This is a genomic window from Clavibacter sp. VKM Ac-2872 (assembly GCF_015351105.1).
Lineage (GTDB): Bacteria > Actinomycetota > Actinomycetes > Actinomycetales > Microbacteriaceae > Clavibacter.
The window spans coordinates 126,484-151,225 of record NZ_JADKRR010000003.1; the positions used below are offsets into that span (position 1 = coordinate 126,484).

The 24,742-nt window shown below is 72.7% G+C and carries 20 protein-coding genes and 1 riboswitch; of the genes, 14 read left to right on the forward strand and 6 right to left on the reverse strand.

Annotation, left to right across the window (positions count from 1 at the left end):
• Positions 1-47: 47 nt before the first annotated feature.
• Positions 48-497: a hypothetical protein gene (locus ITJ40_RS13485; RefSeq protein ID WP_194667556.1), complete on the reverse strand. Its 450-nt coding sequence runs from the start codon at positions 495-497 to the stop codon at positions 48-50.
• 235 nt (positions 498-732) lie between these two features.
• On the opposite strand from ITJ40_RS13485, the gene ITJ40_RS13490 reads away from it, so the two are divergent.
• The gene (locus ITJ40_RS13490; protein WP_194667557.1) at positions 733-1,614 is read left to right on the forward strand and encodes a Rieske (2Fe-2S) protein; all 882 of its coding nucleotides are present in this window, start codon (positions 733-735) and stop codon (positions 1,612-1,614) included.
• A gap of 12 nt (positions 1,615-1,626) precedes the next feature.
• Here ITJ40_RS13490 and ITJ40_RS13495 read toward each other — a convergent pair whose 3' ends face one another.
• The 5 genes from ITJ40_RS13495 to ITJ40_RS13515 all read right to left on the reverse strand — a co-directional run bounded on the left by ITJ40_RS13495 (position 1,627) and on the right by ITJ40_RS13515 (position 6,776).
• Positions 1,627-2,841 carry an MFS transporter gene (locus ITJ40_RS13495; protein WP_194667558.1) on the reverse strand — a complete coding sequence of 405 codons (1,215 nt, stop codon included), beginning with the start codon at positions 2,839-2,841 and terminating at the stop codon, positions 1,627-1,629.
• A 20-nt stretch (positions 2,842-2,861) separates the two neighbouring features.
• On the reverse strand, positions 2,862-3,482 hold the full coding sequence (locus tag ITJ40_RS13500; protein ID WP_194667559.1) for a transcriptional regulator: 621 nt from the start codon (positions 3,480-3,482) through the stop codon (positions 2,862-2,864).
• A 67-nt stretch (positions 3,483-3,549) separates the two neighbouring features.
• Positions 3,550-4,746 carry an MFS transporter gene (locus tag ITJ40_RS13505; RefSeq protein WP_228512458.1) on the reverse strand — a complete coding sequence of 399 codons (1,197 nt, stop codon included), beginning with the start codon at positions 4,744-4,746 and terminating at the stop codon, positions 3,550-3,552.
• 58 nt (positions 4,747-4,804) lie between these two features.
• A complete protein-coding gene (locus tag ITJ40_RS13510) occupies positions 4,805-6,256 on the reverse strand; it encodes an SPFH domain-containing protein (protein ID WP_194667561.1) in 1,452 nt (483 codons plus the stop codon).
• A gap of 31 nt (positions 6,257-6,287) precedes the next feature.
• Entirely contained in the window at positions 6,288-6,776 is a 489-nt protein-coding gene (locus tag ITJ40_RS13515; RefSeq protein ID WP_194667562.1) for an NfeD family protein, read from the reverse strand.
• Between the two features lie 183 nt (positions 6,777-6,959).
• Between ITJ40_RS13515 and ITJ40_RS13520 the strand changes: the two genes are divergently transcribed.
• The 13 genes from ITJ40_RS13520 to ITJ40_RS13580 all read left to right on the forward strand — a co-directional run bounded on the left by ITJ40_RS13520 (position 6,960) and on the right by ITJ40_RS13580 (position 24,619).
• Positions 6,960-7,220: a zinc-ribbon domain-containing protein gene (locus ITJ40_RS13520; RefSeq protein WP_194667563.1), complete on the forward strand. Its 261-nt coding sequence runs from the start codon at positions 6,960-6,962 to the stop codon at positions 7,218-7,220.
• Between the two features lie 162 nt (positions 7,221-7,382).
• Positions 7,383-8,738, forward strand: coding sequence for an ABC transporter substrate-binding protein (locus ITJ40_RS13525; RefSeq protein WP_194667564.1), 1,356 nt, complete (start codon positions 7,383-7,385; stop codon positions 8,736-8,738).
• Positions 8,735-9,751, forward strand: coding sequence for a carbohydrate ABC transporter permease (locus ITJ40_RS13530; RefSeq protein WP_194667565.1), 1,017 nt, complete (start codon positions 8,735-8,737; stop codon positions 9,749-9,751). Before ITJ40_RS13525 ends, ITJ40_RS13530 begins: the two co-directional genes overlap by 4 nt.
• Positions 9,748-10,716, forward strand: a complete 969-nt coding sequence (locus ITJ40_RS13535) for a carbohydrate ABC transporter permease (protein ID WP_194667566.1) — start codon at positions 9,748-9,750, stop codon at positions 10,714-10,716. The genes ITJ40_RS13530 and ITJ40_RS13535 overlap by 4 nt, the downstream gene beginning before the upstream one ends.
• Before the next feature lie 136 nt (positions 10,717-10,852).
• Positions 10,853-13,906: a glycoside hydrolase family 2 TIM barrel-domain containing protein gene (locus tag ITJ40_RS13540; RefSeq protein WP_194667567.1), complete on the forward strand. Its 3,054-nt coding sequence runs from the start codon at positions 10,853-10,855 to the stop codon at positions 13,904-13,906.
• 133 nt (positions 13,907-14,039) lie between these two features.
• Positions 14,040-15,326: a D-arabinono-1,4-lactone oxidase gene (locus tag ITJ40_RS13545; protein WP_194667568.1), complete on the forward strand. Its 1,287-nt coding sequence runs from the start codon at positions 14,040-14,042 to the stop codon at positions 15,324-15,326.
• 113 nt (positions 15,327-15,439) lie between these two features.
• A complete protein-coding gene (locus tag ITJ40_RS13550; RefSeq protein ID WP_194667569.1) occupies positions 15,440-15,709 on the forward strand; it encodes a mycoredoxin in 270 nt (89 codons plus the stop codon).
• 3 nt (positions 15,710-15,712) lie between these two features.
• A complete protein-coding gene (locus tag ITJ40_RS13555) occupies positions 15,713-17,182 on the forward strand; it encodes a phosphotransferase (protein ID WP_194667570.1) in 1,470 nt (489 codons plus the stop codon).
• Between the two features lie 137 nt (positions 17,183-17,319).
• The gene (locus ITJ40_RS13560) at positions 17,320-17,691 is read left to right on the forward strand and encodes a hypothetical protein (protein WP_194667571.1); all 372 of its coding nucleotides are present in this window, start codon (positions 17,320-17,322) and stop codon (positions 17,689-17,691) included.
• Positions 17,692-17,980: 289 nt separating this feature from the next.
• The gene (locus ITJ40_RS13565; protein WP_194667572.1) at positions 17,981-20,146 is read left to right on the forward strand and encodes a S9 family peptidase; all 2,166 of its coding nucleotides are present in this window, start codon (positions 17,981-17,983) and stop codon (positions 20,144-20,146) included.
• A gap of 266 nt (positions 20,147-20,412) precedes the next feature.
• Complete coding sequence (locus tag ITJ40_RS13570) at positions 20,413-21,315, forward strand: Abi family protein (RefSeq protein WP_194667573.1); 903 nt, start codon at positions 20,413-20,415, stop codon at positions 21,313-21,315.
• 121 nt (positions 21,316-21,436) lie between these two features.
• Positions 21,437-21,528, forward strand: a riboswitch (TPP riboswitch).
• Positions 21,519-22,346, forward strand: coding sequence for a hydroxyethylthiazole kinase (thiM, locus tag ITJ40_RS13575; protein ID WP_194667574.1), 828 nt, complete (start codon positions 21,519-21,521; stop codon positions 22,344-22,346). (Overlaps the previous riboswitch by 10 nt.)
• Positions 22,343-24,619, forward strand: coding sequence for a bifunctional hydroxymethylpyrimidine kinase/phosphomethylpyrimidine kinase (locus ITJ40_RS13580; protein WP_194667575.1), 2,277 nt, complete (start codon positions 22,343-22,345; stop codon positions 24,617-24,619). The genes thiM and ITJ40_RS13580 overlap by 4 nt, the downstream gene beginning before the upstream one ends.
• Positions 24,620-24,742: the final 123 nt, after the last annotated feature.

A 24,742-nucleotide genomic window follows, 5' to 3' on the forward strand; every position in this document is an offset into this window, starting at 1 on the left:
CCGCACGCGGAACGAGCCGGAGGAGATCCTCCCGCCCGTTCCCTCGGTCAGCCTTCGCAGCGCGAACGGAGCGTGATGGGGTACGACACGATGTAGCCCTGACCGCGGGCGCACGTGCGCGGGTCCGTCGAGTGCGTGTAGCCCTGGAGCAAGTGGGTGATGCGCTTCGCGCACTGGATGCCCGAGTGGATCTGGGTGCAGATCAGCCCCGCGAGAGCCTTGGGGGTGAGCGTCCCCGCGACGAGCTTCGCGACCGTTCGCGGAGTGACGTGGAACTCGCGATTGATGATCTGCTCCTGGCTCGCGGCGATCGGGTCCGCCCCCGCTGTGGAGGACGAGGACGAGGACGAGGACGAGGACGAGGCGGCGGGGGCTGCGGATGCCGAGCCCGCCGGGGCGGACATCGACACACCGAGACCGAGGACCGCCGCCAGGGCGGCCGTCGCGAGGAGGCGGCGGGTCGTGGAGGGTCGGGTGATTTCGAGGCGAGAGGACATGGGACTCCTAGTGGACCGCGGCGACCATCGCCGCAGAGTAGATGAACCGTAACGACGTGCGCCACTCCGGCGTGCCGCCCGTGCACGGGCGGGCGGGAACGCTGAGAGGGACGCCTGACGCGCGCCGACCGTGTCCGACAAGGCATCGGAGCCCGCTCGGCCTTGTCACTGCTCGCTCGCGGGCGTTGCCTGGGAGGAGAGCGCCGACGGCGGCGCCGGAACCGGCAGGAGACCCATGAGGGAGCTGAAGCTCGTCGCGGCCATCACGAGGATCGAGGACGCCGAGGCGCTGGATCCGATCGTCGACCGGGTGAAGGGCGTCGTCACGGCGCTGCTGAAGCCGCGCGCCCTCGCCGACCTGCTGCACGGCGTCCCGTTCGGGCATCCGCTGCACCCGGTCGCCGTGCTCATCCCCACGGGCGCGTGGGTCTCCTCCGCGGTCCTCGACCTCCTGCCAGGCAACGCGAAGGCCAGCCAGGCGCTCGTGGGCGTCGGGATCCTCAGCGCCGCGCCGTCCATCGTCTCCGGCTACGCCGACTGGTCGCAGCTGCACGAGCAGCAGATGCGCGTCGGCATCGTGCACTCGGCGGCGAACGCGCTGGCGACGGGCCTGTACGGCCTCTCGTGGATCCAGCGGGCCCGCGGCAAGCAGACGAGCGGCAAGCTGCTCGGCCTCGCGGGCCTCGGGCTCGTCTCGGCCGGCGGATTCCTCGGCGGCCACCTCGCCTACCGCCAGGCGGCGGGCGCCAACCACGCCGAGGACGTGCCGCACCGCTTCCCCGCCGGCTGGCAGGAGCTCGGCCGGCTCGACGAGCTGCCCGACGGCCGCCTCGCGAAGCGCGACGTCGCGGGCCTGCCGGTGCTCGTGCGCCGGGACGGCATGACGGTGGACGCCCTGAGCGACACGTGCAGCCACCTCTCCGCGCCGCTCCACGAGGGCGAGCTCGGCCGCGACCCGAGGACGGGCGAGGCGTGCGTCACCTGCCCGTGGCACGACAGCGTGTTCAGCCTCCGGACGGGCGAGGTGGTGCACGGCCCGGCGACCGCGCCGCAGCCCCGCTTCGAGACGCGCGTCACGGGCGGGCTCGTGGAGGTGCGGCTGCCGAACGCGGGGTGACGCGCCGACGCGTCAGCCGGCCGGATCCGGGCCGAGCGGTCCCGCATCGACCCGCGGGCCGGCGTGCAGGAGCGCCGCCGCGGCCCCCGCGAGGACGACGCACATCACGACGAGGAGCGCACGGTACGGCACGTGCGCGACGACGGAGGCGCCGAGCGCGATCGCCGCCGTCTGCGGCACCGTCAGCGCCATGTCGAACGCCGAGGAGATCCGGCCCCGCAGCCCGTCGGGCGACCGCCGCTGGACGAGGGTCGTGCAGCCGACGACGAGCGGAGGCAGGGCGGCGCCGAGGACGAGGGAGCCGAGGAGGACCGCCGGGACGTCCGGCACCATCCAGAGCAGGAAGCCCACGGCGAGCGTCGCCGATGCGCCGCCGGCCACCCGCAGCTCCCCGCGCCACCGGATGAGCCGCGCGGACAGCACGCCGCCGACGAGGGCGCCCGCGCCCTGGAGGCTGGAGGTCGCGCCGAGGAACGACGGATCGAGGCCGAGCCCCTGGCTCACGACGGCGAACACCACGCTCTCCGAGAGGCCGAACGCGGCCCACACCCCGGCGCAGACGACCACGACGACACGTAGCGCCGGATCCGCCCGGACGCGCGCGAAGCCCGCGCCGATGTCCGCCCGCACCGACATCGTGCGGTCGCGCGCGGACGGGGTCGGCTCGTCGACCCGCACGAGCAGCAGCGCGACGACGGCCACGGCGAACGAGGCGGCGTCGACGACGGCGACGACCCCTCCGCCGAACGCCGTGAACAGGCCGACGCCCACGAGCGGGCTGAGCACGCGCGCCCCCTGCTGGACCGTCTGGAGCAGGCCGTTGGCGTCGCCCAGGAGCTCCTCCGGGACGATCGCGGGCAGGAGAGCCGACTGCGCCGACCAGATGATCGTGGACGCGGCGCCGTAGAGCGCCAAGACGCCGTAGACGAGCCACAGGTCGCCGGCGTCCCGCACCAGCAGCAGGAGCAGGACCGCGGCACCGGTCACCGCGTTCACGGCGACGAGCAGGGGCCGGCGGCGCACCCGGTCGACGAGCAGCCCGACGAACGGCGCGGCCAGCGCGGGCGCGGCGAGGAAGAGGAAGGTCGAGGCGGCGGCCCCGTCGGATCCGGTCAGCTCCCGAACCCACACCGCCGCGGAGAGGAACAGGGCGGTGTCGCCGAAGATCGAGACGACCTGCCCGCCCAGGTAGATGCGCGAGCGCCGATCCCGTACGAGCCGGGCCATCGGCCGCGAGCCCGTCCCCGTCACGGGGACGGGCGCATCGGGTAGCCGAACAGGAGCAGCTCGACAGGCAGAGCGCCCGCGGGCCGGGACGCGGGATCCGTGCGGCGCTCGCGGTGGAGCGGCCGGATCATGTCCTCGATGCGCTGCCGCAGCTCCCCGAGCTCCGCCGGCGTCATCCAGTAGCCGTACTGGTCGTGGACCGCGGCCGTGCGCCAGTCGTCCGGGTATCCCGGCTCCGTCTCCCGCCAGGTGCCGTACCGCGCCAGCCACCGCTCGACGAGGACGCGGTGCAGGACCTCGCCCGCCCGCCGCTCCTCCGGGTCCTCCTCCGGCCTCCCCTGCGGACCCGGCCCCGGCACCTCCTCCGGCCCGAGGTGCAGGCCCTCGCTCGTCACCTCCCAGGGCCGTGCGCGCCCGCCCGGCCGGGCGCTCTCGCGGACGAACCCGTGCGCCGCGAGGTGCCGCACGTGGAAGGAGCAGAGGCTGGGCGAGGCCCCGACCCGGGGCGCGAGCTGCGAGGCGGTGAGCGGGCCGTCGATCGTCAGCTCCTCGAGGATGGCAAGCCGCAGGGGATGCGCGAGGGCCCGCAGCTCGGCGGCGCCGGTGACGCGCCGCGGGTCGGACCGGTCATCGAAAGACATCTTTCGATGCTCGCGATGCCGCGAGCGCGGCGCTGCCGTCCTCCACAGCCGAGGCCGCGGACCGGCGTCAGGCCGTCGTGTCCCTCGTGCCGCGCAGCGCGACGACCGCGACCGCCGCGCAGCCCGCGAAGGCGACGGCCCCCGCGATCGTCGGCACCACGATGCCCGTCGTCGCGAGCGCGCCGCCCAGCGCTGATCCGACCGCCAGGCCGAGGAGGCTGAGCACGCGACCGGCGGCGCCGACCCGGCCGAGCAGCGGATCCGGCACCAGGCGCTGGCGGAGCGAGGTCGCGCAGACGCTCCAGACGACCGCGTGCAGGATGTAGAGCGCGAGCAGGACGCCGGCGACGACCGGATCCCGCGTGACCGCGAGCCCGGCGAGGCTCGCGCAGCCGAGCGCGAGGGCCGCCGTGATGGTCCCGCGGGCGCCGAGGCGGGAGCGCAGGGGCGCGGCGATCGCGGATCCTGCCAGGCCGCCGAGCGCGGACGCCGCGAGGAGCACGCCGTAGCCGGCCGCGTCGAGCCCGAGGCGATCGCGCGCGAAGAGCACGAGCACCGAGAACGGGAGCATGTAGCCGACGCTGGCGAGGCCGCCGATGAGGGCGAGGGATCCGACCACGCGGTGCCGCGCCAGCCAGCGCACGCCCTCCGCGGCCTCGCGCACGACGGAGGCGCGCGGACCGTCCGCGGCGGGCGCGGGCACGGCTGGGGCCCGGCGCGGCAGCGCGAGCGCCATCGCCCCGGCCGCGAGCCACAGCCCGCCCGTCGCGTAGACGGGCACGGCGGCGGCGAGCGCGAACAGGATCCCGCCGAGCGGCGGCCCCACGAACTCGTCCGCCACGAGCTGCGTCCCCGCGATGCGCGCGTTGGCCCGGTCGAGGCCGTCCCGCGGCACGAGCGACGGCAGCAGGGCGACCGCGGCGCCGTCGGCCGCGCTCTCCAGCACGCCGACCACGGCCATCACCGCGTAGAGCACCACGAGGGAGCCGGTACCCGTCTGCAGCGACACCGCGAGGGCGAGCACGGCGACGCCGCGGAGCGCGTTCGCGACCACGAGCAGCGTGCGCCGGTCGAGCCGGTCGACGTGCACGCCCACCGGCAGCGCGACCACGAGCCGCACGAGCGCGTAGGTGGTCGCGAGTCCCGCCACGAGCCGGGGATCGTCGGTGAGGCCCGCCGCGACGAGCGGCATGGCGACGAAGACGAGCCCGTCCGCGAGGTTGGAGAGCGCGTTCGCGCCCCACAGCGCCCGGAACGGGCTCATGCGTCTCACGCCGGGGCCCCCGGGGCGGCGTGCGCCCCGAGGAGCCCGGGCACCGGGATCAGATCCCGGCGCCCTCGGACGCGGCCGTCGTGGGGCCGACATCCGTGGAGGCGGACCCGGCGCCGGCGGACGCGCCCGCAGCGGTCGACCCGAGGAACGAGCTCAGCGCCGTGGCGACGTCGATGCCCGTGGTGTCCTTGAGCAGCTTCGGCAGGGTCGCCATGTTCTCGGCCACCGAGCGGTTGAGCGCGTTCGCGCCGTCCGCCGAGATGATCGTCATGTTGTCGACGTTCGCCAGCGGCGCCGCCATCTCGCGGGCGATCTCCGGCATGGACGCGATGATGCGCGCCTGCAGCGCCTCGCGCGACAGCTTGTTCTGCGCCTCGGCGAGCGCGGCGGCCGCCTCGGCCTCCGCCTGGCCGCGGGCCTGGATCGCGTCGGCGTTCGCCTTCCCGAGCGCGGTGATGGACGCGGCCTCGTTCACGGCCGCGGTCTTCGCCGCCTCGGCGTTCTGCGTGCGCTGGTAGACCTCCACGTCGACCTTCGCCTTCTCGGCGTCGCGGGCCGCCTGCGCGTCCTGGACGGTCGCGTACTTGCGGGCCTCGGCCGGGAGCTCGACGTCGATGCGCAGGCGCTCCTTCGAGACCTCGGCCTGCGCGGCGACGGCGGTGCGCTCCTGGTCGGCGACCAGGCGGTCCTGCTCGGCCTTCGCGAGCTCGCCGGCCGCGAACGCGGTGGCGTTGGCGCGGTCGGTGTCGGCCTTGATGGCCGCGCGGCGCAGGTCGAGCTCGAGCTGGCGCTCGGCGGTCTGCTGGTCGTTCTCGATCGCGGCGAGCGCGGAGATCCGCTTGTTCTCGGCCTCCGCGACCTCGGCGATCTGCCGGGCGCGCGCGGCGTTCGAGCGGGCCCGGTCGTCGAGGTAGGTGCTGCCGGGCGTCGTGATCTCGCGGACGTTGAGCGTCTCGATCTGGAGGCCGAGCTCCGCGAGGTCGTTCTTCGTCTGGTTCACGGCCTCCTGCGCGACGACGGAGAAGCTCTTGACGAGCTCGTCGACGGGCCGGTCGCCGATGAGGCCGCGGATCGCGCCCTCGAGCGACTGCCGCACGATCTCCGGCAGGGCGTCCTGCTGGAGCAGGTAGCGCTGGACGGCGCGGCGGACGCCGTCCTCGGTGCCCGTCACCTTGAAGTTGACGGTCGCGACGACCGCGGTGTTGATGAAGTTCGCGTCGCGCGCCTCGGCCGTGACGCTCGTCTGGTACTGCTCGAGGGAGAGCGTGAAGCCCTCCTGGAAGATCGGCCAGATGAAGGTCCGGCCGCCGATGATGACCTTCTGCGGGCTGGAGAACCCGGCCCCGCCCTCGCTGCGCTCGGCGTTGCGGCCGACGATGACGAGCGCCTGGTTCGGCGGCACGCGGCGCACGCGGGAGGCGATGAACGCCACCAGCGCCACCAGGATGACGATGACGACGATGACGGCGATGGCTGTCGTGCCGCCGGATATCAGGTCCACGGGATGGTTCCTCTCGTTGGGACGGATGCTGCTAGGTGGTGGGGGCGTCGTCGGCGTCGGGCTCCACGCGCACGCGGAACCCGTCCTCCGAGACGACGCGGATGCGGGTGCCGACGGCCAGCGGCGCGTCGCTCATGGCGAGCCGGCGCTCCAGCTCGCGGATGTGCTCGAGCCGCACCTCGCCGCCGGTGGGCGAGGTCGGGGACGTCACGACGCCGATCATGCCGACCGGCGAGTACGAGCCGCCGCTCTCCTGCTTCGCGACGAAGCGGACGGTGAGCTGCACGACCACGAGGGCGACGAGAGCGAGGGCGACCGCGATCGCGATGGCGCCGCCGGAGCCGATGCCGGCCTGGTCGGCGAGCACGCCGCCGACGCCGTAGATGGCGAGGGCCGCGCCGAGCGCGACGCCGGAGACGAGGCCGTCGCCGCCGCCGATGGCGTCGAGGATGTCGCCGAGCACGATGCTGGAGAGGAGGAGCAGGAGGCCGACGGCCCCCACGACCACGAAGACGATCACGCGGCCGCTCCGGGGCAGGCCGCCGCTGCCGAGACGTGCGCGCCGTCGTGGTGCGTGGTCATGCGGGGCCGATCTGCCGTGGGCGTGTGGTTCGACCGTACCGGGTGATCCGCGAAGCGTCGCGTCCTCGTCCGGGGGCCGCCGACGCCCTATGCTCCGCTCCCCGGCGCGTAGCCTCGGGAGGTGATCCTCCTGGTCGGCACCCGGGCGCGCGACGCCCTCATCGTGATCGTGACGTTCGCGTGCCTCCGCTGCGGCGTCGCCGCTCCCCAGCGCGTGCTGCACCGCACCGTCCGCCTCACGCTCTTCCTCGTGCCGCTGATCCCGCTGCGCTCCACGTACCGCGTGGTCTGCCCCACCTGCGGGCTCGAGACGCCCCTCCGGAAGGGCCAGGCGATGCACGCGCTCGAGTGGGCCGTGCGGAACCGCGGCGCCCGCCGCTGATCGACGCGGCGAGGTCGGCATCGCCCCCGGTCGGGGCGCTCCCCCCTGCGCCCGCCGGGTTGCCGGGAATCCCGACCAGGGGTGAGGAATAAGTTTCGTCGCGCGCTTAGAGTGGCCGTGGGCTCCGGCCCATCTGCCATCAACGACGACGGGAGGGATGCGATGACGCATTCGATCAGCAGGAGACAGGCACTGGGGGTGGGGGCCGCCGCCGCGGGCACGCTCGCCCTCGCGTCGTGCTCGGCACCGGGCGGGAGGCTGGTCAACTCCGATCCGGTCATCCCGGCCGTCGCAGCCGGCGAGAAGGTGACGCTCACCTACTGGGCGTGGCTCAAGGACCTGCAGAAGGTCGCGGACGTGTGGAACGCGCAGAACCCCGACATCCAGGTCGAGGCCGTCTGGATCCCCGGCGGCAACGCGGGCGGCTACCAGAAGATGTACTCGGCCATCACGGCCGGCGGCGGCCCCGACATCGGCCAGGTCGAGCTCCGGCAGCTGCCCGAGTTCCTCCTCGCCAACGGGCTCGTCGACCTCACCCGCTACGGCGTCGAGGAGTACAAGGACCGCTACGACGAGGCGCTGTGGAAGCAGGTCAGCTTCCAGGACGGCGTGTTCGGGATCCCGCAGGACTCCGGCCCCATGGCCTTCTACTACCAGCGCGAGCTCCTCGACCAGGTGGGCGGCCAGCCGCCGGCGACCTGGGACGACTGGGCGACGCTCGGCGCCGAGGTGCGCAAGACCGGCGCGGGCAACTACCTCGACTGCTTCCCCGTCGCCGACGCCTCCGTCTTCACCTCCTACGCGACGCAGGCCGGGGCCAACTGGTTCAAGGTCGACGGCGAGCGCTGGGTGGTCGACATGCTCGACGAGCGCACGATGGAGGTCGCCGCGTTCTTCGACAAGGCCATCGACGACGACGTGGTCAACACCTCGTACTCGGCCTTCTCCCCGCCGTGGACCGCGGCCGCCGCCGACGGCAAGGTCTTCGGCGTCACGAGCGCCAGCTGGGGCGACGCCCTCATCCAGTCGGTCTCCGGCGGCGAGGGCAAGTGGAAGGTCGCGCCCATGCAGACGTGGAGCTTCGACGGCGCCTACGGTTCCAGCTACCTCGGCGGATCCACCGCGGCCGTGCTCGCGAACAGCAAGCACCCGGCCGAGGCGCTCAAGTTCATGACGTGGATGACGACCTCCCCGGAGGGCATCGACGCGATGATCAAGAACTCCGGCATCGGCTGGTCGCCGTCGCCCGACTACATCGGCGCATCCCGGCAGGAGCCGAGCGAGTGGTTCAGCGGCCAGAGCTACAACGAGGAGGTGTTCGCCCCCGCGGCGAAGGAGCAGAACCTCGACTGGACCTGGTGCCCGCTCACGCAGTTCACGCTGAACACCCTGCAGGACGAGTTCCGCCGCAAGCTCACGAGCGGCCAGACCCTCGTCGAGTCCCTCCCCCTCGCGCAGGAGGCCGTGATCGAGGCCTTCCAGAACAAGGGCCTGCGCGTCGAGGCGGCCTCCGCATGAGCGTCGACACGCGTCCCGCCAGCGGCGAGCGCGCCGCCACCCGTCCCGCCCGCACGCCGCGCTCGGGCGTCTCGAAGGGCCAGCTGAAGAAGTCGCAGACCATCGCGCCGTGGGTCATGCTCGCGCCGTTCCTCGCGGTGTTCCTGCTGACCTTCATCCTCCCGATCATCTACGCGGTGTTCCAGTCGTTCACGACCGTGCGGCGGCAGGGCCTGTTCGGCGAGCAGGGCGTCACCACCGTCTTCGCCGGGTTCGAGAACTACGCGCTGGCGCTCGCGAACGACGCCTTCACGGCGTCCATCGGCCGGGTGCTGCTGTTCGGCGTCGTGCAGGTGCCGGTGATGATCATCCTCTGCACGATCCTCGCGCTCCTGCTCGAGTCGGCGTCGGCCAAGTGGCCCCAGTTCTTCCGGGCGGCGTACTTCATGCCGTACGGCGTGCCGGGCGTCATCGCGACGATCCTCTGGGGCTTCCTCTACATCCCGGGCCTGTCGCCCATCATCGACATCGGCCAGATGTTCGGGATCCAGCTCGACTTCCTCGGCGCGGGCACCGTGCTGTGGTCCATCGCCAACATCGTGACCTGGACCTACACGGGCTACAACATGCTCATCATCATCGCCCAGCTCAAGTCGATCCCCGGGGACGTCTACGAGGCCGCGCGCATCGACGGCGCGGGCGCGTGGCGCACGGCGTTCTCGATCCAGCTCCCGCTGATCCGGCCGGCGCTCGTGCTCGCGACCGTGTTCTCGATCATCGGGACGCTGCAGCTGTTCGCGGAGCCGCAGGTGCTCGCCACCTCCGCCCCCGCGATCGACTCGCAGTACACGCCGAACCTGTCGGCGTACACCACGGCGTTCGCGTACAACGACTACGGCGTCGCCGCGGCCCAGGCGGTCATCATCGCCCTCGCCGCGTTCGTGCTGTCGTTCGTCTTCCTCGCGTTCACGAACAGGAAGCCCAAGGAGGAGCGGGAAGCCGCCGCAGCGAGGAAGAAGGGGGCACGCGCATGACCGCCACGGAGGCACGACCGACCACCACCGAGAGCGCCGCGGAGAAGGCGGAGCAGAAGCGGCTCGCCCAGGCCGCCGAGTCGAAGGTGAGCCGACCGTCGAAGAACGGCAGCGCCCCGGGCGCGGGCACCAAGCCCGCAACCCGCATCATCGTCACGGCGGTCCTCACGCTCGTCGCGCTGTACTTCCTCGTCCCCGTCTACTACATCGTGGTCGCCGCCACGAAGACGACGGCCGACCTGTTCAGCACCAACGGGTTCCTGTTCGCGAACATGAACCTCTGGCAGAACCTCACGATGGTGTTCACCTACGACGGCGGCATCTTCGTGCGCTGGTTCATGAACTCGGTGCTGTACGCCGGGGTGGGCGCGCTCGTCGCGACGTACTTCGCCGCCGCAGGCGGGTACGCGCTCGCCAAGTACAAGTTCCGGGGGTCGAACATCGTGTTCGGCACCATCCTCGGCGGGGTGCTCGTGCCCGGCACGGCGACCGCGCTGCCGCTGTTCCTGCTGTTCAGCAGCATGGGGATCGCGAACACGTACTGGTCGGTGCTCATCCCGTCGCTCGTCTCGCCGTTCGGCCTGTTCCTCTGCCGGATCTACGCGCAGGCGTCGGTGGAGGACGCGGTGATCGAGTCGGGCCGGATCGACGGGGCGAGCGAGCTGCGCATCTTCCACACCCTGGCGCTGCGGTCCATGACGCCCGCGCTCGTGACGGTGTTCCTGTTCCAGCTCGTCGGCATCTGGAACAACTACTTCCTGCCGCTGATCATGCTGGCCGACACGAAGCTGTACCCGATCACGCTCGGCCTCAACAACTGGCGGAGCCAGGTCGACCGGCTGCCGGAGTTCTACCAGCTCACCACCGGCGGCGTGCTCGTCTCGATCATCCCGCTCATCGCGGCGATGATCGTGCTGCAGCGGTTCTGGCGCGGCGGCCTGACCGACGGAGCGGTCAAGGGCTGATCCCCCGACGCGACCGATCGCGGACGGCCGGGCGGGGCGACCTGCCCGGCCGTCCGCGCATTCGGCGCGTCGCCCCCGGACCCACGATGATGGATGCGCGGCACGTCGCCGCCCCCGCCCACGCGCAAGGAAGCCCATGACGCACGCCCTCCCCTACTTCGAGGACTTCGCCCCCACGACGGGCGCGGCCCGCCGCCCCCGGTCCTGCCTGCACTCGGATGCCCCGCGCATCGTGCTGAACGGCGACTGGCGGTTCCGCCTCTCCCCCACCCCCCGCGGCCTCTCCGAGGAGATGGCCGACCCGGCGTTCGACGACTCCGGTTGGGACGAGATCCCCGTGCCGAGCCACTGGGTGCTCGGCCAGGACGGCCGCTTCGGCCTGCCCGCCTACACGAACGTGCAGTATCCCTTCCCCGTCGAGCCGCCGTTCGTGCCGGATGAGAACCCCACGGGCGACTACCGCGTCGATATCGACGTGCCCACGGACTGGCAGTCGCTCGAGCGCGTCGTGCTCCGCTTCGAGGGCGTCGAGTCGGCCTTCAAGGTGTGGCTGAACGGCGACGAGGTCGGCACCGCGATGGGATCCCGCCTCTCGCACGAGTTCGACGTCACCGCGTCGCTGCGCCCCGGATCCAACGTGCTCGCCGTGCGCGTGCACCAGTGGTCGATCGCCAGCTACCTCGAGGACCAGGACCAGTGGTGGATGCCCGGCATCTTCCGCGACGTCACCCTCCTCGGGCGCCCCACGGGCGGCATCGACGACGCGTGGACGCGTGCCGAGTACGACCACGAGACGGGCGCCGGCACGGTGCACGTCGAGGTCGACGCCGAGCCCAGCGCGTACCCCGTCACGTTCGAGGTCGAGGACCTGGGGATCCACGTCACGTGGGACACCCCCGCCGACGTCGCGCCCGTGCACGTCGACCACGTCGCGCCGTGGAGCGCCGAGAGCCCCACGCAGTACCAGGGCTTCCTCCGCACGAACGTCGAGGCGCTCTCCATCCGCCTCGGGTTCCGCACCGTGCGCATCGAGGGCGACCTGTTCCTCGTCAACGGCCGCCGCGTGGTCTTCCACGGCGTCAACCGGCACGAGGCCCACCCCGAGCGCGGCCGCGTCTTCGACGAGGAGCACGCGCGCGCCGACATGCTCCTCATGAAGCAGCACAACGTCAACGCGATCCGCACGAGCCACTACCCGCCGCACCCGCGCGTCCTCGACCTCGCCGACGAGCTCGGCTTCTGGGTCATCGACGAGTGCGACCTCGAGACCCACGGCTTCGAGTTCGGCGGCTGGGTCGGCAACCCCAGCGACGACCCGCGCTTCGCCGACCACTACCTCGACCGCATCGAGCGCACGATCGAGCGCGACAAGAACCACCCCTCCATCGTGATGTGGTCCCTCGGCAACGAGTCGGGCACGGGACGCAACCTCGCCGCCATGTCGGCGTGGGTCCACCGCCGCGACCCCGGCCGCCCCGTGCACTACGAGGGCGACTACACGGGCGAGTACACCGACGTCTACTCGCGCATGTACTCGAACCTGCAGGAGACCGAGTCCATCGGCAGCGACGTGATCCCGGGCGACCTGCTCGGCTGCACGCCCGGCGAGGGCATGCGCCAGCGCACCAAGCCCTTCATCCTCTGCGAGTACGTGCACGCGATGGGCAACGGCCCGGGCCAGATCGGCGAGTACGAGGACCTCGTGCTCCGCTACCCGCGCCTGCACGGCGGCTTCGTGTGGGAGTGGCGCGACCACGGCATCCTCACCGAGACCGCGGACGGCGAGGCGTTCTACGCCTACGGCGGCGACTTCGGCGAGGTCGTGCACGACGGCAACTTCGTGATGGACGGCCTCGTGCTGCCCGACGACACCCCCACGCCCGGCCTCGCCGAGTACAAGGCCGTCGTGCAGCCGATCGCGTTCGGGCTCGAGCGCGACGGCGGATCCGCGTCCCTCGTGGTCGAGAACCGGTACCACTCGATCTCCACCGCGCACGCGAGCCTCGTCTGGGTGCTCGCGGTCGACGGCGACGACGTGGCGACCGGCGTCCTCGACGTCGAGCCCGTCGTCGCCGGCGGCACCGTCCGGATCCCGCTGCCCGCCGACGCGCTCGACGCGGGCGACCTCGCGACCGAGGGCGCCGAGGTGTGGCTGACCGTGCAGGCGATCCTCCGCGACGACGAGCCGTGGGCCGAGGCCGGCCACGTGGTCGCCGTCCAGCAGTTCGACCTCACGCCCGCACCCCGCCCGGCAGTGCCCGCGCGCTGGGTCGACGCCGACGAGGAGACCTACCCCGCATCCGGCGCCACGCGCCTGACCCTCGGCGACGGCGAGTTCGACCTCGCCACCGGCCGCCTCGTGCGCCTCGGCTCGCTCGAGGTCGACGGCCCCCGCCTCGAGCTGTGGCGCGCGCCCACCGACAACGACCGCAGCGACAGCAGCGGCTCCTACGAGCTCGCGGATCCGCGCCTCACCTTCGGCAAGGGCGTCCCCGGCCCGTCGAGCGAGGCGCGCTGGCGCGGGGCGGGCCTCGACCGGCTGACGCACCGGGTCCGCTCGGTGAAGGTCGGCTCCGGCTCGCTCACGGTCGTCGTGCGCACGAGCGCGGCGCAGTCCTTCGACTCGGTCGACACGACGTACTGCTGGACCGAGGGCGCCGACGGCGCGCTCGACGTGCGCGTCGACATCGTGCCGAGCGCCGGCTGGGCCATCACGTGGCCGCGCGTCGGGATCCTGTTCGACCTGCCCGCGAGCGTCACCAACGCGGAGTGGTTCGGCACCGGCCCCTTCGAGTCGTACCCCGACTCGCGCCGCGCGGCGCTCGTCGGCCGGTTCTCGTCGCTCGTCGACGACCTGGGCGCCGTCTACTCGATGCCCCAGGAGACCGGCCACCGCAGCGACCTGCGGGAGCTGGAGCTCGGCACGTTCGACGGCGAGGGCGGCATCGTGATCCGGGCCCGGCCCGACAGCGCCGGTCGCCGCCCCGGCTTCACGGCCTCGCGGCACACGCCGCAGGAGCTCGACCGCGCGACGCACCCGCACGAGCTGCCCGCGAGCGAGGCGGTGCACCTCCACATCGACGCCGCGCAGCACGGGCTGGGCTCGCGCGCGTGCGGGCTCGACGTGCTGCCCGAGCACCAGCTGTGGCCCTCGGCCCGCACGCTGGAGCTCACCATCCGCAGCCGCTGACGGACCGGCGGCGGGCGCTCCCCGCGTCCGCCGCCGCCAGGCGCGGCCGGACCGTGCACGATCGCGGACCCTCCGGCCGGAGGGCGAGCAAGCTGGAGATGACGGCGTCCGATGGCGGGCGCGAGGAGGACGCATGACCGACACCATCGAGCAGGGCACCGCGGGCACCAACTGGGCCGGCAACTACGCGTACACGGCCCGCGAGGTCCGCACGCCGACGAGCGTCGAGGAGCTGCGGACGATCGTCCGCGAGGCGACGCGCATCCGCGTCCTCGGATCCCGCCACTCGTTCAACGACATCGCCGACTCCGACGTGCTGGTCTCGCTCGCCGAGCTGCCGGCCGACCTCGTGATCGACCGCGACGCCAGCACCGCCACCTTCTCCGCGGGCCTCGCCTACGGGAAGCTCGCCGAGCTCCTCGGCGAGGAGGGCCTCGCGATCCACAACCTCGCGTCGCTGCCGCACATCTCGGTCGGCGGCGCCATCGCGACCGCGACCCACGGATCCGGCATCGGCAACGGCAACCTCGGCACCGCCGTCGCCGCGCTCGAGCTGATCACGGGCGACGGCGAGACCGTCACGTACCGCCGCGGGGACGACGACTTCGACGGCGTCGTGGTGGGCCTCGGCGCGCTCGGCGTCGTCACGCGCGTGACGCTCGACGTCGAGCCCGCCTACCTCGTGCGCCAGCGCGTGTTCGAGGGCCTCTCGTGGGACGCCTTCGACGCCAACCTCGAGGACGTGTTCGGCGGCGCGTACAGCGTCAGCGTCTTCACGCGCTTCGGCGAGGCCACCGACCAGGTGTGGCTGAAGAGCCGCGTGCAGCTCGACGTCGACGGCCAGCCCGAGGACGAAGTCGTCGTGGCCGACTACTTCGGGGCGCCCGCCGCCACCGAGGAGCGCCACCCGATCCTCGGCATCGATCCGGTGAACAGCACGTCGCAGCTCGGGGTCGTCGGGCTCTGGTCCGACCGCCTCTCGCACTTCAAGATGGGCTTCACGCCGAGCGACGGCGAGGAGATCCAGTCGGAGTTCCACGTGCCGCTCGACCGCGCCGTCGAGGCCGTGCGGGCGCTCCGCGACATGGGCGACCGGATCCGCCCGATCCTCCTCGTGTGCGAGCTGCGCGCCGTCGCCGAGGACCGGCTGTGGCTGAGCCCCCAGTTCGGGCAGACGACCATCGGCCTGCACTTCACGTGGAAGCGCGACCAGGCGGCTGTCGAGGCGCTGCTCGTGGACGTCGAGACGGCGATCCGGCCGTTCGGCGCCCGCCCGCACTGGGGCAAGGTCTTCACCGCCCAGGCCGCCGACATCGCCCCGCTGTACCCGCGATCCGGCGACTTCCTCGCCCTCGCCGAGCGCCTCGATCCCGCGGGCAAGTTCCGCAACGCGTGGTTCCAGCGCTCGCTCCTCGGCTGAGCCGCATCCGCCGCTGACCGGGACCGCACCAGGGGATCCGCGACGCGCCGAGCACCCGCTCGCGCGCCGCGGATCCCGGGTCGGCGTCGAGAACGGCGCGTAGGGTGAGGACCATGGCGCCCGAGACCTCCTCCTACGTACCTGCCCCCGGGCGGATCACGATGTTCTCCACCACCTGGTGCGGCTACTGCCGCCGGCTGAAGGCCCAGCTCGATAGCGCGGGCATCGGCTACGACGAGGTGGACATCGAGCAGGTGCCCGGCACCGCGGAGCTCGTGGAGGCCATCAACGGCGGCAACCAGACCGTGCCGACGGTGCTGTTCCCCGACGGCTCCTCCGCCACCAACCCGTCGCTCGCCGACGTGACCGCGAAGGTGGTCTGAGCCATGCAGCACCACGACCTCAGCGTCATCCCCGACTTCCTCGCGGCGTGGATGCGCGAGCAGCGCTGGTTCGCCTCCAAGGGCACCGAGCCGCGCCTCGAGCGCATCGGCGGCTGGAGCTTCAGCGACGAGGGCTGGTTCGCCCGCATCGAGACGCATCTGATCATCGACCACGGCAGCGCCAAGCCCGTCCTGTACCAGGTGCCGCTCACCTACCGGCAGGCGCCGCTGGAGGAGCTGAAGCCCTTCCACATCGGCACCACCGTCGAGGACGACGGCGTCGAGCTGCACGTCTACGACGGCCCGCACGACCCCGCGTACGCATGGGCGCTCATCCGCACCATCCTCGACGACCGCGACGCCGACGTCGACGAGACGTCGCTCGGCGCGACCGCGCGCGGCCAGCGCCAGCCGGGCGTCGAGATCGCGACGGTCGTCGGATCCCATGTGCTCTCGGGCGAGCAGTCGAACACGTCGATCATCTACGACATGGTCTCGGCGGACGGCCACGCCGTGAACCCGATGATCGTGAAGGTCTTCCGCGCGCTGCACCACGGCGAGAACCCCGACGTCGTGCTCCAGTCGGCCATCGCGGGCGCCGGATCCCGGCTCGTGCCGCAGACCATGGGCAGCGTGCTCGCCGAGTGGAGTGACTCCGGCCGCGAGGAGGGACGCGCCGTCGGGCACGTCGCCTTCGCGCAGGAGTTCCTCCCCGGCGTGACCGACGCCTGGCGCGTCGCGCTCCGCGCCGCCGAGGCCGACGCCGACTTCCAGGCCGAGGCCCGCGCGCTCGGCGAGGCGACCGCCGACGTGCACGCCACGCTCGCCGCCGCGCTCCCCACCGTCGAGGCCACGCCCGACGTCATCGAGGGGATCATGGTCAGCTTCCGCCGCCGCCACGCGACGGCCGAGCGCGAGGTCCCCGAGATCGCCGCCTTCCACGACGCCATCTCGAGCGTGTACGACGCCGCCGAGAAGGGCGAGTGGCCGAAGCTGCAGCGCATCCACGGCGACTACCACCTCGGCCAGGTGCTCTCGGTGCCGAACCGCGGCTGGGTGCTCCTCGACTTCGAGGGCGAGCCGCTGCGGCCGATGCACGAGCGCTCGCTGCCCGACGTCACGCTCCGCGACGTCGCCGGCATGCTCCGCTCGTTCGACTACGTCGCCGGCTCCTACGCGCTCGCGCACCCCGGCAAGTCCGCCGCCGCGTGGGCGTCCGCCGCGCGCCGCGCGTTCGTCGACGGCTACATCGCCCGCTCCGGCACCGACCTCCGCGCGAACCGGGCCCTGCTCGACGCGTTCGAGATCGACAAGGCCGTCTACGAGGCGATCTACGAGGTGCGCAACCGGCCCGGCTGGCTGTCGATCCCGCTGCAGGCCGTCGCGCGCCTCGCCACCCGCTCGAGCACGCTCGGCGCGGTGACGACGCCGGGCGCGACCGGTCCGCGCGAGGCCGGGCCGCTCACCTCCTGATCCTCTGGGATGCAGGGCGCGTGCTGCGCCGGGTCTGTGCACTTCTCCGACGCCAACACCGAAATGCCTTTTATCTTTCACCCGCGGCAATGAGGGTGCAGTGAACGGCGATCCGTGATCGTCGAGAAGAGGTAGTTGTGCGTGCAAGACGCGTCATCCTGAGCATCAGTGCGGTCGGCCTGCTCACGTTCGGACTTGCGGCCCCCGCACAGGCCGAGGTCCTCGACCAGTGGGGAGAGCAGCCGACCACCTACTGCTCGTCGTCCGTGGGTTGCTACATGGATCACGGCCGCCCGGTGCACACCACCTACGGCCCGCACCTGACGTTGCACGAGCAGGCCCGTCAGCGGCGCTGCTACCTGCGGCTCGCGGGAACCGGATTCGCCGGTGCCGGTGGTGTGATGACGGGGAACTGGCTCGCTGTCCTCGGGGCAGCGTTCAACGGAGGAGAAGCGCTCGAGGGGGTGTGCAGTGATTTCTGGAACGCGACGTCGAGATTTAGGCACTGAGGGGAAGGGGCAGATGTTCGGACAGATCCTCCTCGCCCTCGTGGGCATCGGATTGATCTTCTTGTCGATCCCGTACGGAGCCACTGATGGGGCTGGCAGCTGGTGGGGTGTGCTCGGTGGCGCGCTCATCGTCGTGGGTGCCGTGGTCGTCGCAATCCGAAGGCGACGTCCACGACCGGAGGACTGAAGCGCGCACGAGCTTCGGACGGCAGCAGAGGGCAGGACAGGGGGCATGCGCACCTTCGGAACTCATCGAAGGTGCGCATGCCCCCGTCGGTAGGCTGACGGGATGACCGACCCCGCCATCCCGGCCGTCTCCTCCCCCGCATCCGACTCCCCCGCCACCCCTCCCGTCGCGGAGCAGCGCCCGTTCGAGCGCACCTTCCACGGCGACACGTTCGTGGACCGCTACGAGTGGCTGCGCGACAAGGACGACGCGCGGGTCATCGCGCACCTCGAGGACGAGAACGCGTACACGGAGGGGCAGACCGCGCACCTGGAGCCGCTGCGCGAGCGGATCTTCACAGAGATCAAGGACCGCACGCAGGAGACCGACCTCTCGGTGCCCGTCCGCGAGGGCGACTGGTGGTACTACGCCCGCACGGTCGAGGGGTCGCAGTACGCGATCCGCTGCCGCCGCCCCATCGCGGGTCCCGACGACTGGACGCCGCCCGCCATCGAGCCCGCGGCCGACGGCGCCGCGATCCCCGGCGAGCAGGTGCTCCTCGACTCCAACGCCGAGGCGGACGGCCACGAGTTCTTCTCCCTCGGCGCGTTCGAGGTCAGCCCCGACGGATCCCTCCTCGCCTACTCCACCGACACCGAGGGCGACGAGCGGTTCACGCTCAAGATCCGCGACCTGGCCACGGGCGAGGACCTCGCCGACGAGATCCCCGGCACCAGCCACGGCGCCACGTTCTCGGCGCACGGCGACCACCTCTTCTACGTCACGGTCGACGACGCCTGGCGCCCCGACACCGTGTGGCGCCACCGCGTCGGCACCCCCGCGTCGCAGGACGTGAAGGTGTTCACCGAGCCCGACGAGAGCTACTTCGTCGGCTTCGGCATGACGCGCAGCCGCCAGTACCTCACCATCTACGTCGGCTCGAAGATCACGACCGAGGTGCTGCTGCTCGACGCCGGGGATCCCACGGGCCAGTTCCGCTCGGTGTGGCCGCGCCGCCACGGCGTCGAGTACGACGTCGACCACGCGGTCATCGACGGCAGCGACCGGCTCCTCATCCTGCACAACGACGGCGCCACCAACTTCGAGCTGATCGACGTGCCCGCCGACGACCCGACCTCCACGACCGACCGCCAGGTCGTCATCCCCCACGACGACGAGGTGCGCCTCGAGGACGCCAGCGCGTTCGCCGACCACCTCGTGATCTCGTACCGCCGCGAGGGCCTCACCCGCGTGGGCGTGATCCCCTTCGACCGCGTCCTCGACGGCGAGCAGCTGCACGAGATCGCGTTCGACGAGCCGATCTACACGGTCGGCACGGCAGGCAACCCCGAGTTCGCGCAGCCCACGATCCGCCTCGGCTACACGAGCCTCGCGACCCCGGCCACCACCTACGACTACGTGCTCGCGACGCGCGAGCTCCGGCTCCTCAAGCAGCAGCCCGTGCGCGGCGGCTACGACCCCGACGACTACGTGCAGGCCCGCGAGTGGGCGACGGCGGAGGACGGGACCGAGATCCCGCTGTCCGTCGTCTACAAGCGCGGCCTCGTGCACCCCGGCACGCCCGCGCCCCTCCTGCTCTACGGCTACGGATCGTACGAGGCGAGCATCGACCCGTCGTTCTCCATCGCCCGGCTGTCGCTGCTCGACCGGGGCATGGCGTTCGTCATCGCGCACGTGCGCGGGGGCGGCGAGATGGGTCGACGCTGGTACGACGAGGGCAAGACGCTCACCAAGAAGAACACGTTCACCGACTTCGTCGCCGCGGCCGACCACCTCATCGCGCGCGGGTGGACGAGCCCGGAGAAGCTGGTGGCCGAGGGCCGCAGCGCCGGCGGCCTGCTGATGGGCGCGGTCGCGAACATCGCGCCGGACCGGTTCGCGGGGATCCTCGCGGGCGTGCCGTTCGTCGACGCGCTCACGAGCATCCTCGACCCGTCGCTGCCGCTCACCGTGATCGAGTGGGACGAGTGGGGCGACCCGCTGCACGACCCCGAGGTCTACGCGTACATGAAGTCGTACACGCCCTACGAGAACGTGCGCGAGGACGTGCAGTACCCGCGGATCCTCGCGGTCACGAGCCTGAACGACACGCGCGTGCTCTACGTCGAGCCCGCCAAGTGGACCGCCCGCCTCCGCGAGGTCGGCGCGCCCGTGCTGCTGCGCACGGAGATGCAGGCCGGCCACGGCGGCAAGTCGGGCCGGTACGACGCGTGGCGCGAGCGCGCATCCGACTACGCGTGGGTACTGGACGTGGCGGGGCTCGCCTAGCGCGGGACGGCGCGACCTCCTGCCGCCGCGCTGGGCGCTGTCTGATCGCGAGCAGCGCGGCGGTGTCCGCGTGATTTTGGTCTCCGGGGCTGCCGCTGCGTCCGGCTTCGAGGAGGGCCGAGATGGGGCACTGGTGGGGACTCCCCAGAACGAGCCGGCGGGCTCGCGCCGTTCCAAGGATCGGCTATCATTGACTCAATCGACCCCCTCCCAAGCCTCTCCACGATGCTCAAATGGGAGGGGCCTTTTTCTTTCCGAGGGGTGCGATGAAGCCCTATCTGTCCTGGCACGATCAGACCGCTCTGATGGTCGGCCGTGGCCTGATAGTGCCCGACGAATCGGACTGCGCCCGGTTCCTGGCGGCGCACAACTACTACCGCTTCTCGGGGTACGCGCGCTACTTCCAGAGAGCTCCGCATCTCGGCGACGATCACTTCGTGAACGGGACTGCATTCGACGACGTCCGCGGGGTCTACGTCGCCGACGAGGCACTGCGCGATTCTCTCGTCCGGCCGCTCGCTCAGGTCGAGCTCCTGCTGCGGTCGCATGTGGCACATGTCATCGGCCGTGAGCACGGCCCGTATCAGACGTATCTCGAGCAGGACTTCTACACGGACGTCGGGGGTCGGGAGGCGACCGTGGAGTCCTGTCTCCGGGACATCGACCGCAGCAAGGACCGGCACATCCTCCGCTACCGCGGGCAGGCAGGAGAGGACGCCGACTACAGGCGACTGCCGGTGTGGTCCGCTGTGGAAGCGTGGTCGTTCGGGACCTTGTCCAAGGCGATCGAGCGGGGAGCACAAGGGGCACTCGCCGACTCCGTAGCGACGAGCATCGGCGTCGCGAAAGCCGGGTTCGCTTATCGCGTGAGGGCCTTCGTCTACCTCCGCAATCGCTGCGCCCATCACAACAGGTTGTGGAATCACTCGATCGTCGATGCCGGACCGACGCCCAACAACGTTCGGACCAAGGCCAAACGGCTCGCGGGCCAGTTCGGCCCTCGATCGGTGCTTGACGTGATCGCGTCGCTCGATGACATGCTCACCCGAGCCGACGTCGCCCTCCCTCTCCTAGCCGTGCTGGTCGAGACCCACGAGCGGGAGGGCCGCTTCTGGCGAGGTCTGGCCACACCCGAAGGGCCGACAGACCACTCAGACGCTCCGGGATGAACGTCTGATTCGTCGCCCCCTCGTCCGTGAGATCACATGTCGCATCGACCCCACCACGACCGCGGAGCGTCCCGGCCTCGCCGGTCGGCCCGGCGGTGCGACGCGTCTGCCCCTAGGGTGGATCCCTGACACGGGGTGCCCACGAGGGCTGAGATGAGACCCGTCGCACCTGATCCGGTTCGCACCGGCGGAGGGATGTCAACATGAGCGCTGCGCGCCCATCAGCCCACGAGACCACCGGGACGGGGACCGCATCGGCGGACCTCCTCCGCCTGCTGCGGGAGCGCACGCCGCTCGTGCAGTGCATCACGAACGCCGTCGTCACCGGCTTCACCGCGAACGTCCTCCTCGCGCTGGGCGCCGCGCCCGCCATGACGGACGTGCCGACCGAGGCGGGGCCGTTCGCGCGGATCGCGTCGGGCCTGCTCGTCAACCTCGGGACGCCGCACGCGGAGCAGCGGGAGGCGGCCGTCGAGGCCGCCCACGCGGCGCGCGCTGCGGGGACGCCGTGGGTGCTGGATCCCGTCGCGGTCGGCGCCCTCCCCGTGCGGACGCGGCTCGCGCACGAGCTCGTCGCGCTGTCGCCGACCATCGTGCGCGGCAACGCGTCGGAGGTCATCGCGCTGGCGACCGGCGGCGCGGGCGGCCGCGGGGTCGACGCGACGGACGACGTGGAGCAGGCGCTCGACGCCGCGACGCTGCTGGCCCGGACGTACGGCACGGTCGTCGCCGTGTCCGGACCGGTCGACCACCTCACCGACGGCACGCGGCTCGTGCGCGTGCACACGGGCGACGCGCTGCTGACGAAGGTCACGGGCGGCGGCTGCGCCCTCGGCGCCGTCATGGCGGCGTTCGCGTCGCTGGATCCGGATCCGCTGCGGGCCGCCGTCGCCGCGACGAGCGTCTACACGATCGCCGCGGAGGTCGCCGCCGAGGGATCGAGCGGGCCGGGCTCCTTCGCGGTCGCGCTGCTCGACGCGCTCGACGCCGTCACGCCCGAGCTGGTCGCCCGGCGCGAGCGCCTCTCGTGAGCGCGCTCGACCTCTCCGTCTACCTCGTCACCGATCCCGCCCTGTGCGGTGAGCGCGGCGTGCCCGCGGTCGTCGCCGCGGCGGTGGCGGGCGGGGCGACGACCGTGCAGATCCGCGACAAGCACGCGAGCGCGGCCGAGCTGCTGGCGACGGTGACCGAGGCGGCCGCGGCCATCGACGCGCACGCCTCCGCGCACCCCCACGCCCACCGGCCGCTGCTGCTCGTCGACGACCGCGTCGACGTCGTCCTCGCGGCCCTCGCCGGCGGCGTGCGCGTCGACGGCGTGCACGTGGGCCAGTCGGACGTGCCGGCCGCCCTCGTGCGGCGGATGCTCGACGCGGCCAGCCCGGACCGCCACCTCGTCGTGGGCCTCACCGCGAACGCGCCCGAGCACGTCCAGGCGGTGCGCGCGCTCGCGGCGGGCACGGTCGACTACCTCGGCGTCGGCGTGATCCGCCCCACGACCACCAAGCCCGACCACCCCGCGCCGCTCGGGCACGACGGGTTCGGGATCATCGCCGGCCTCTCCCCCGTCCCCTGCGTCGCGATCGGCGGCGTGGACGTGGGCGACGTGGAGCCGATCGCCGCGGCGGGCGGAGCGGGCACGGCCGTCGTGTCGGCGATCTGCGCGGCGGAGGATCCCGAGGCGGCGACGCGCGAGCTCGCGGACGCGTGGGCACGGGTGCGGTCGGGGGCGGACGCCGCGACGGCTCCCGGCGCGACCGGCGCGGATCCGGTCGAGGCGGCGACCCCCGAGCCGGTCACGCCCCCCGCGGCTGCCGACCGCACGCGCGTCCCCCGCGTCCTCAGCATCGCGGGCACGGATCCCACGGGCGGCGCCGGCATCCAGGCCGACCTCAAGTCCATCGCGGCGAACGGCGGCTACGGCATGGCCGTGGTCACCGCGCTCGTCGCGCAGAACACGGCGGGCGTGCGGGAGATCCACGTGCCGCCCGTGGCGTTCCTGCGCGCGCAGCTCGACGCGGTGTCCGACGACGTCGTGATCGACGCCGTGAAGGTCGGCATGCTCGGCTCGGCCGCCGTGGTCGACGAGGTGGCCGACTGGCTGCGCGCGACGCGGCCGCCGGTCGTGGTGCTGGATCCGGTGATGGTCGCGCAGTCCGGCGACGCGCTCCTCGACGCGGACGCGACCGAGGCGCTCCGCCGCCTGCTGCCGCTCGCCGACGTCGTCACCCCGAACCTGCCCGAGCTCGCGGCGCTCCTCGGCGAGCGCGAGGCCGAGGGCTGGGAGGAGGCGCTCGCGCAGGGGCGGACGCTCGCGGCGCGCCACGGCGTCCGCGTGATCGTCAAGGGCGGGCACCTCCGCGTCGACGACTGCCCGGACGCGCTCGTCGTCCCCGGCGCGGGCGGCGCGGAGCCGACGGTGCACGTCGTCGACGGCCCGCGCATCGCCACCACCAGCGCGCACGGCACCGGCTGCTCCCTCTCCAGCGCGCTCGCGACGCTGCGCCCGCGCGGCGCCGGCTGGCGGGAGGCGCTCACGGAGGCGAAGGCCTGGCTCACCGGATCCCTCGTGCACGCCGAGGACCTGCGGGTCGGCGCCGGCGCGGGCCCGCTCGACCACCTGCGCGCGCTGTGGGACGCGGCCGGCACCCACGCCGGGCCGATCTCGGCGGAGATGTGGGCGGGATCCGCCGACCTCCGCCGCGAGATCGACGACCTCCCCTTCGTCCGCCGCCTCGGCGACGGCACGCTCCCCGAGGCGTGGTTCTCGCACTACCTCGCGCAGGACGCGATCTACCTGCGCGCGTACTCCCGGGTGCTCGCCCGGGCGAGCCAGCTCGCGCCGACGCCGGACGCGCAGGTGGAGTGGGCCCGGGCGGCGGCCGACGCGATCGCCGCGGAGTCGGCGCTGCACGCGGAGTGGCTGTCCCGGCATCCGGCGCCGATGGTCGCGGGACCCGTGACGCGCGCGTACGTCGACCACCTCCTCGCGCACGCCGCGACGAGCGACTACGCCGTCCTGGTCGCGGCCGTGCTGCCCTGCTACACGATCTACGCGGACGTCGGGACGCGGCTCCGCGCGGCGGGCCGGGCGGCGACGGCGGCCGGCGAGGCGCATCCGTACGGCGCGTGGCTGGCGACGTACGCGGATCCGGCGTTCGCGGAGGCCACGCGGCGCGCGTGCGAGCTGGTGGATGAGGCGGCGGTGCTCGCGGGACCGCTGCGGCGACCGGCGATGCTCGCTGCCGCCCGCCTGTCGGCGGCGTACGAGCGCGACTTCTTCCGCGCCCCGGAGGCGCTCGGCTGATCGCCGGACGCCCGGCTGTGGTCGCGCCGCGGATCCGTCCCTGGGGACGCCCGGCCGCGTTCCCCACCGCACCCGCGGGAGGATGCCCGTGCCCCGACGCGACCACCGCGCCGGGGCTCCCCG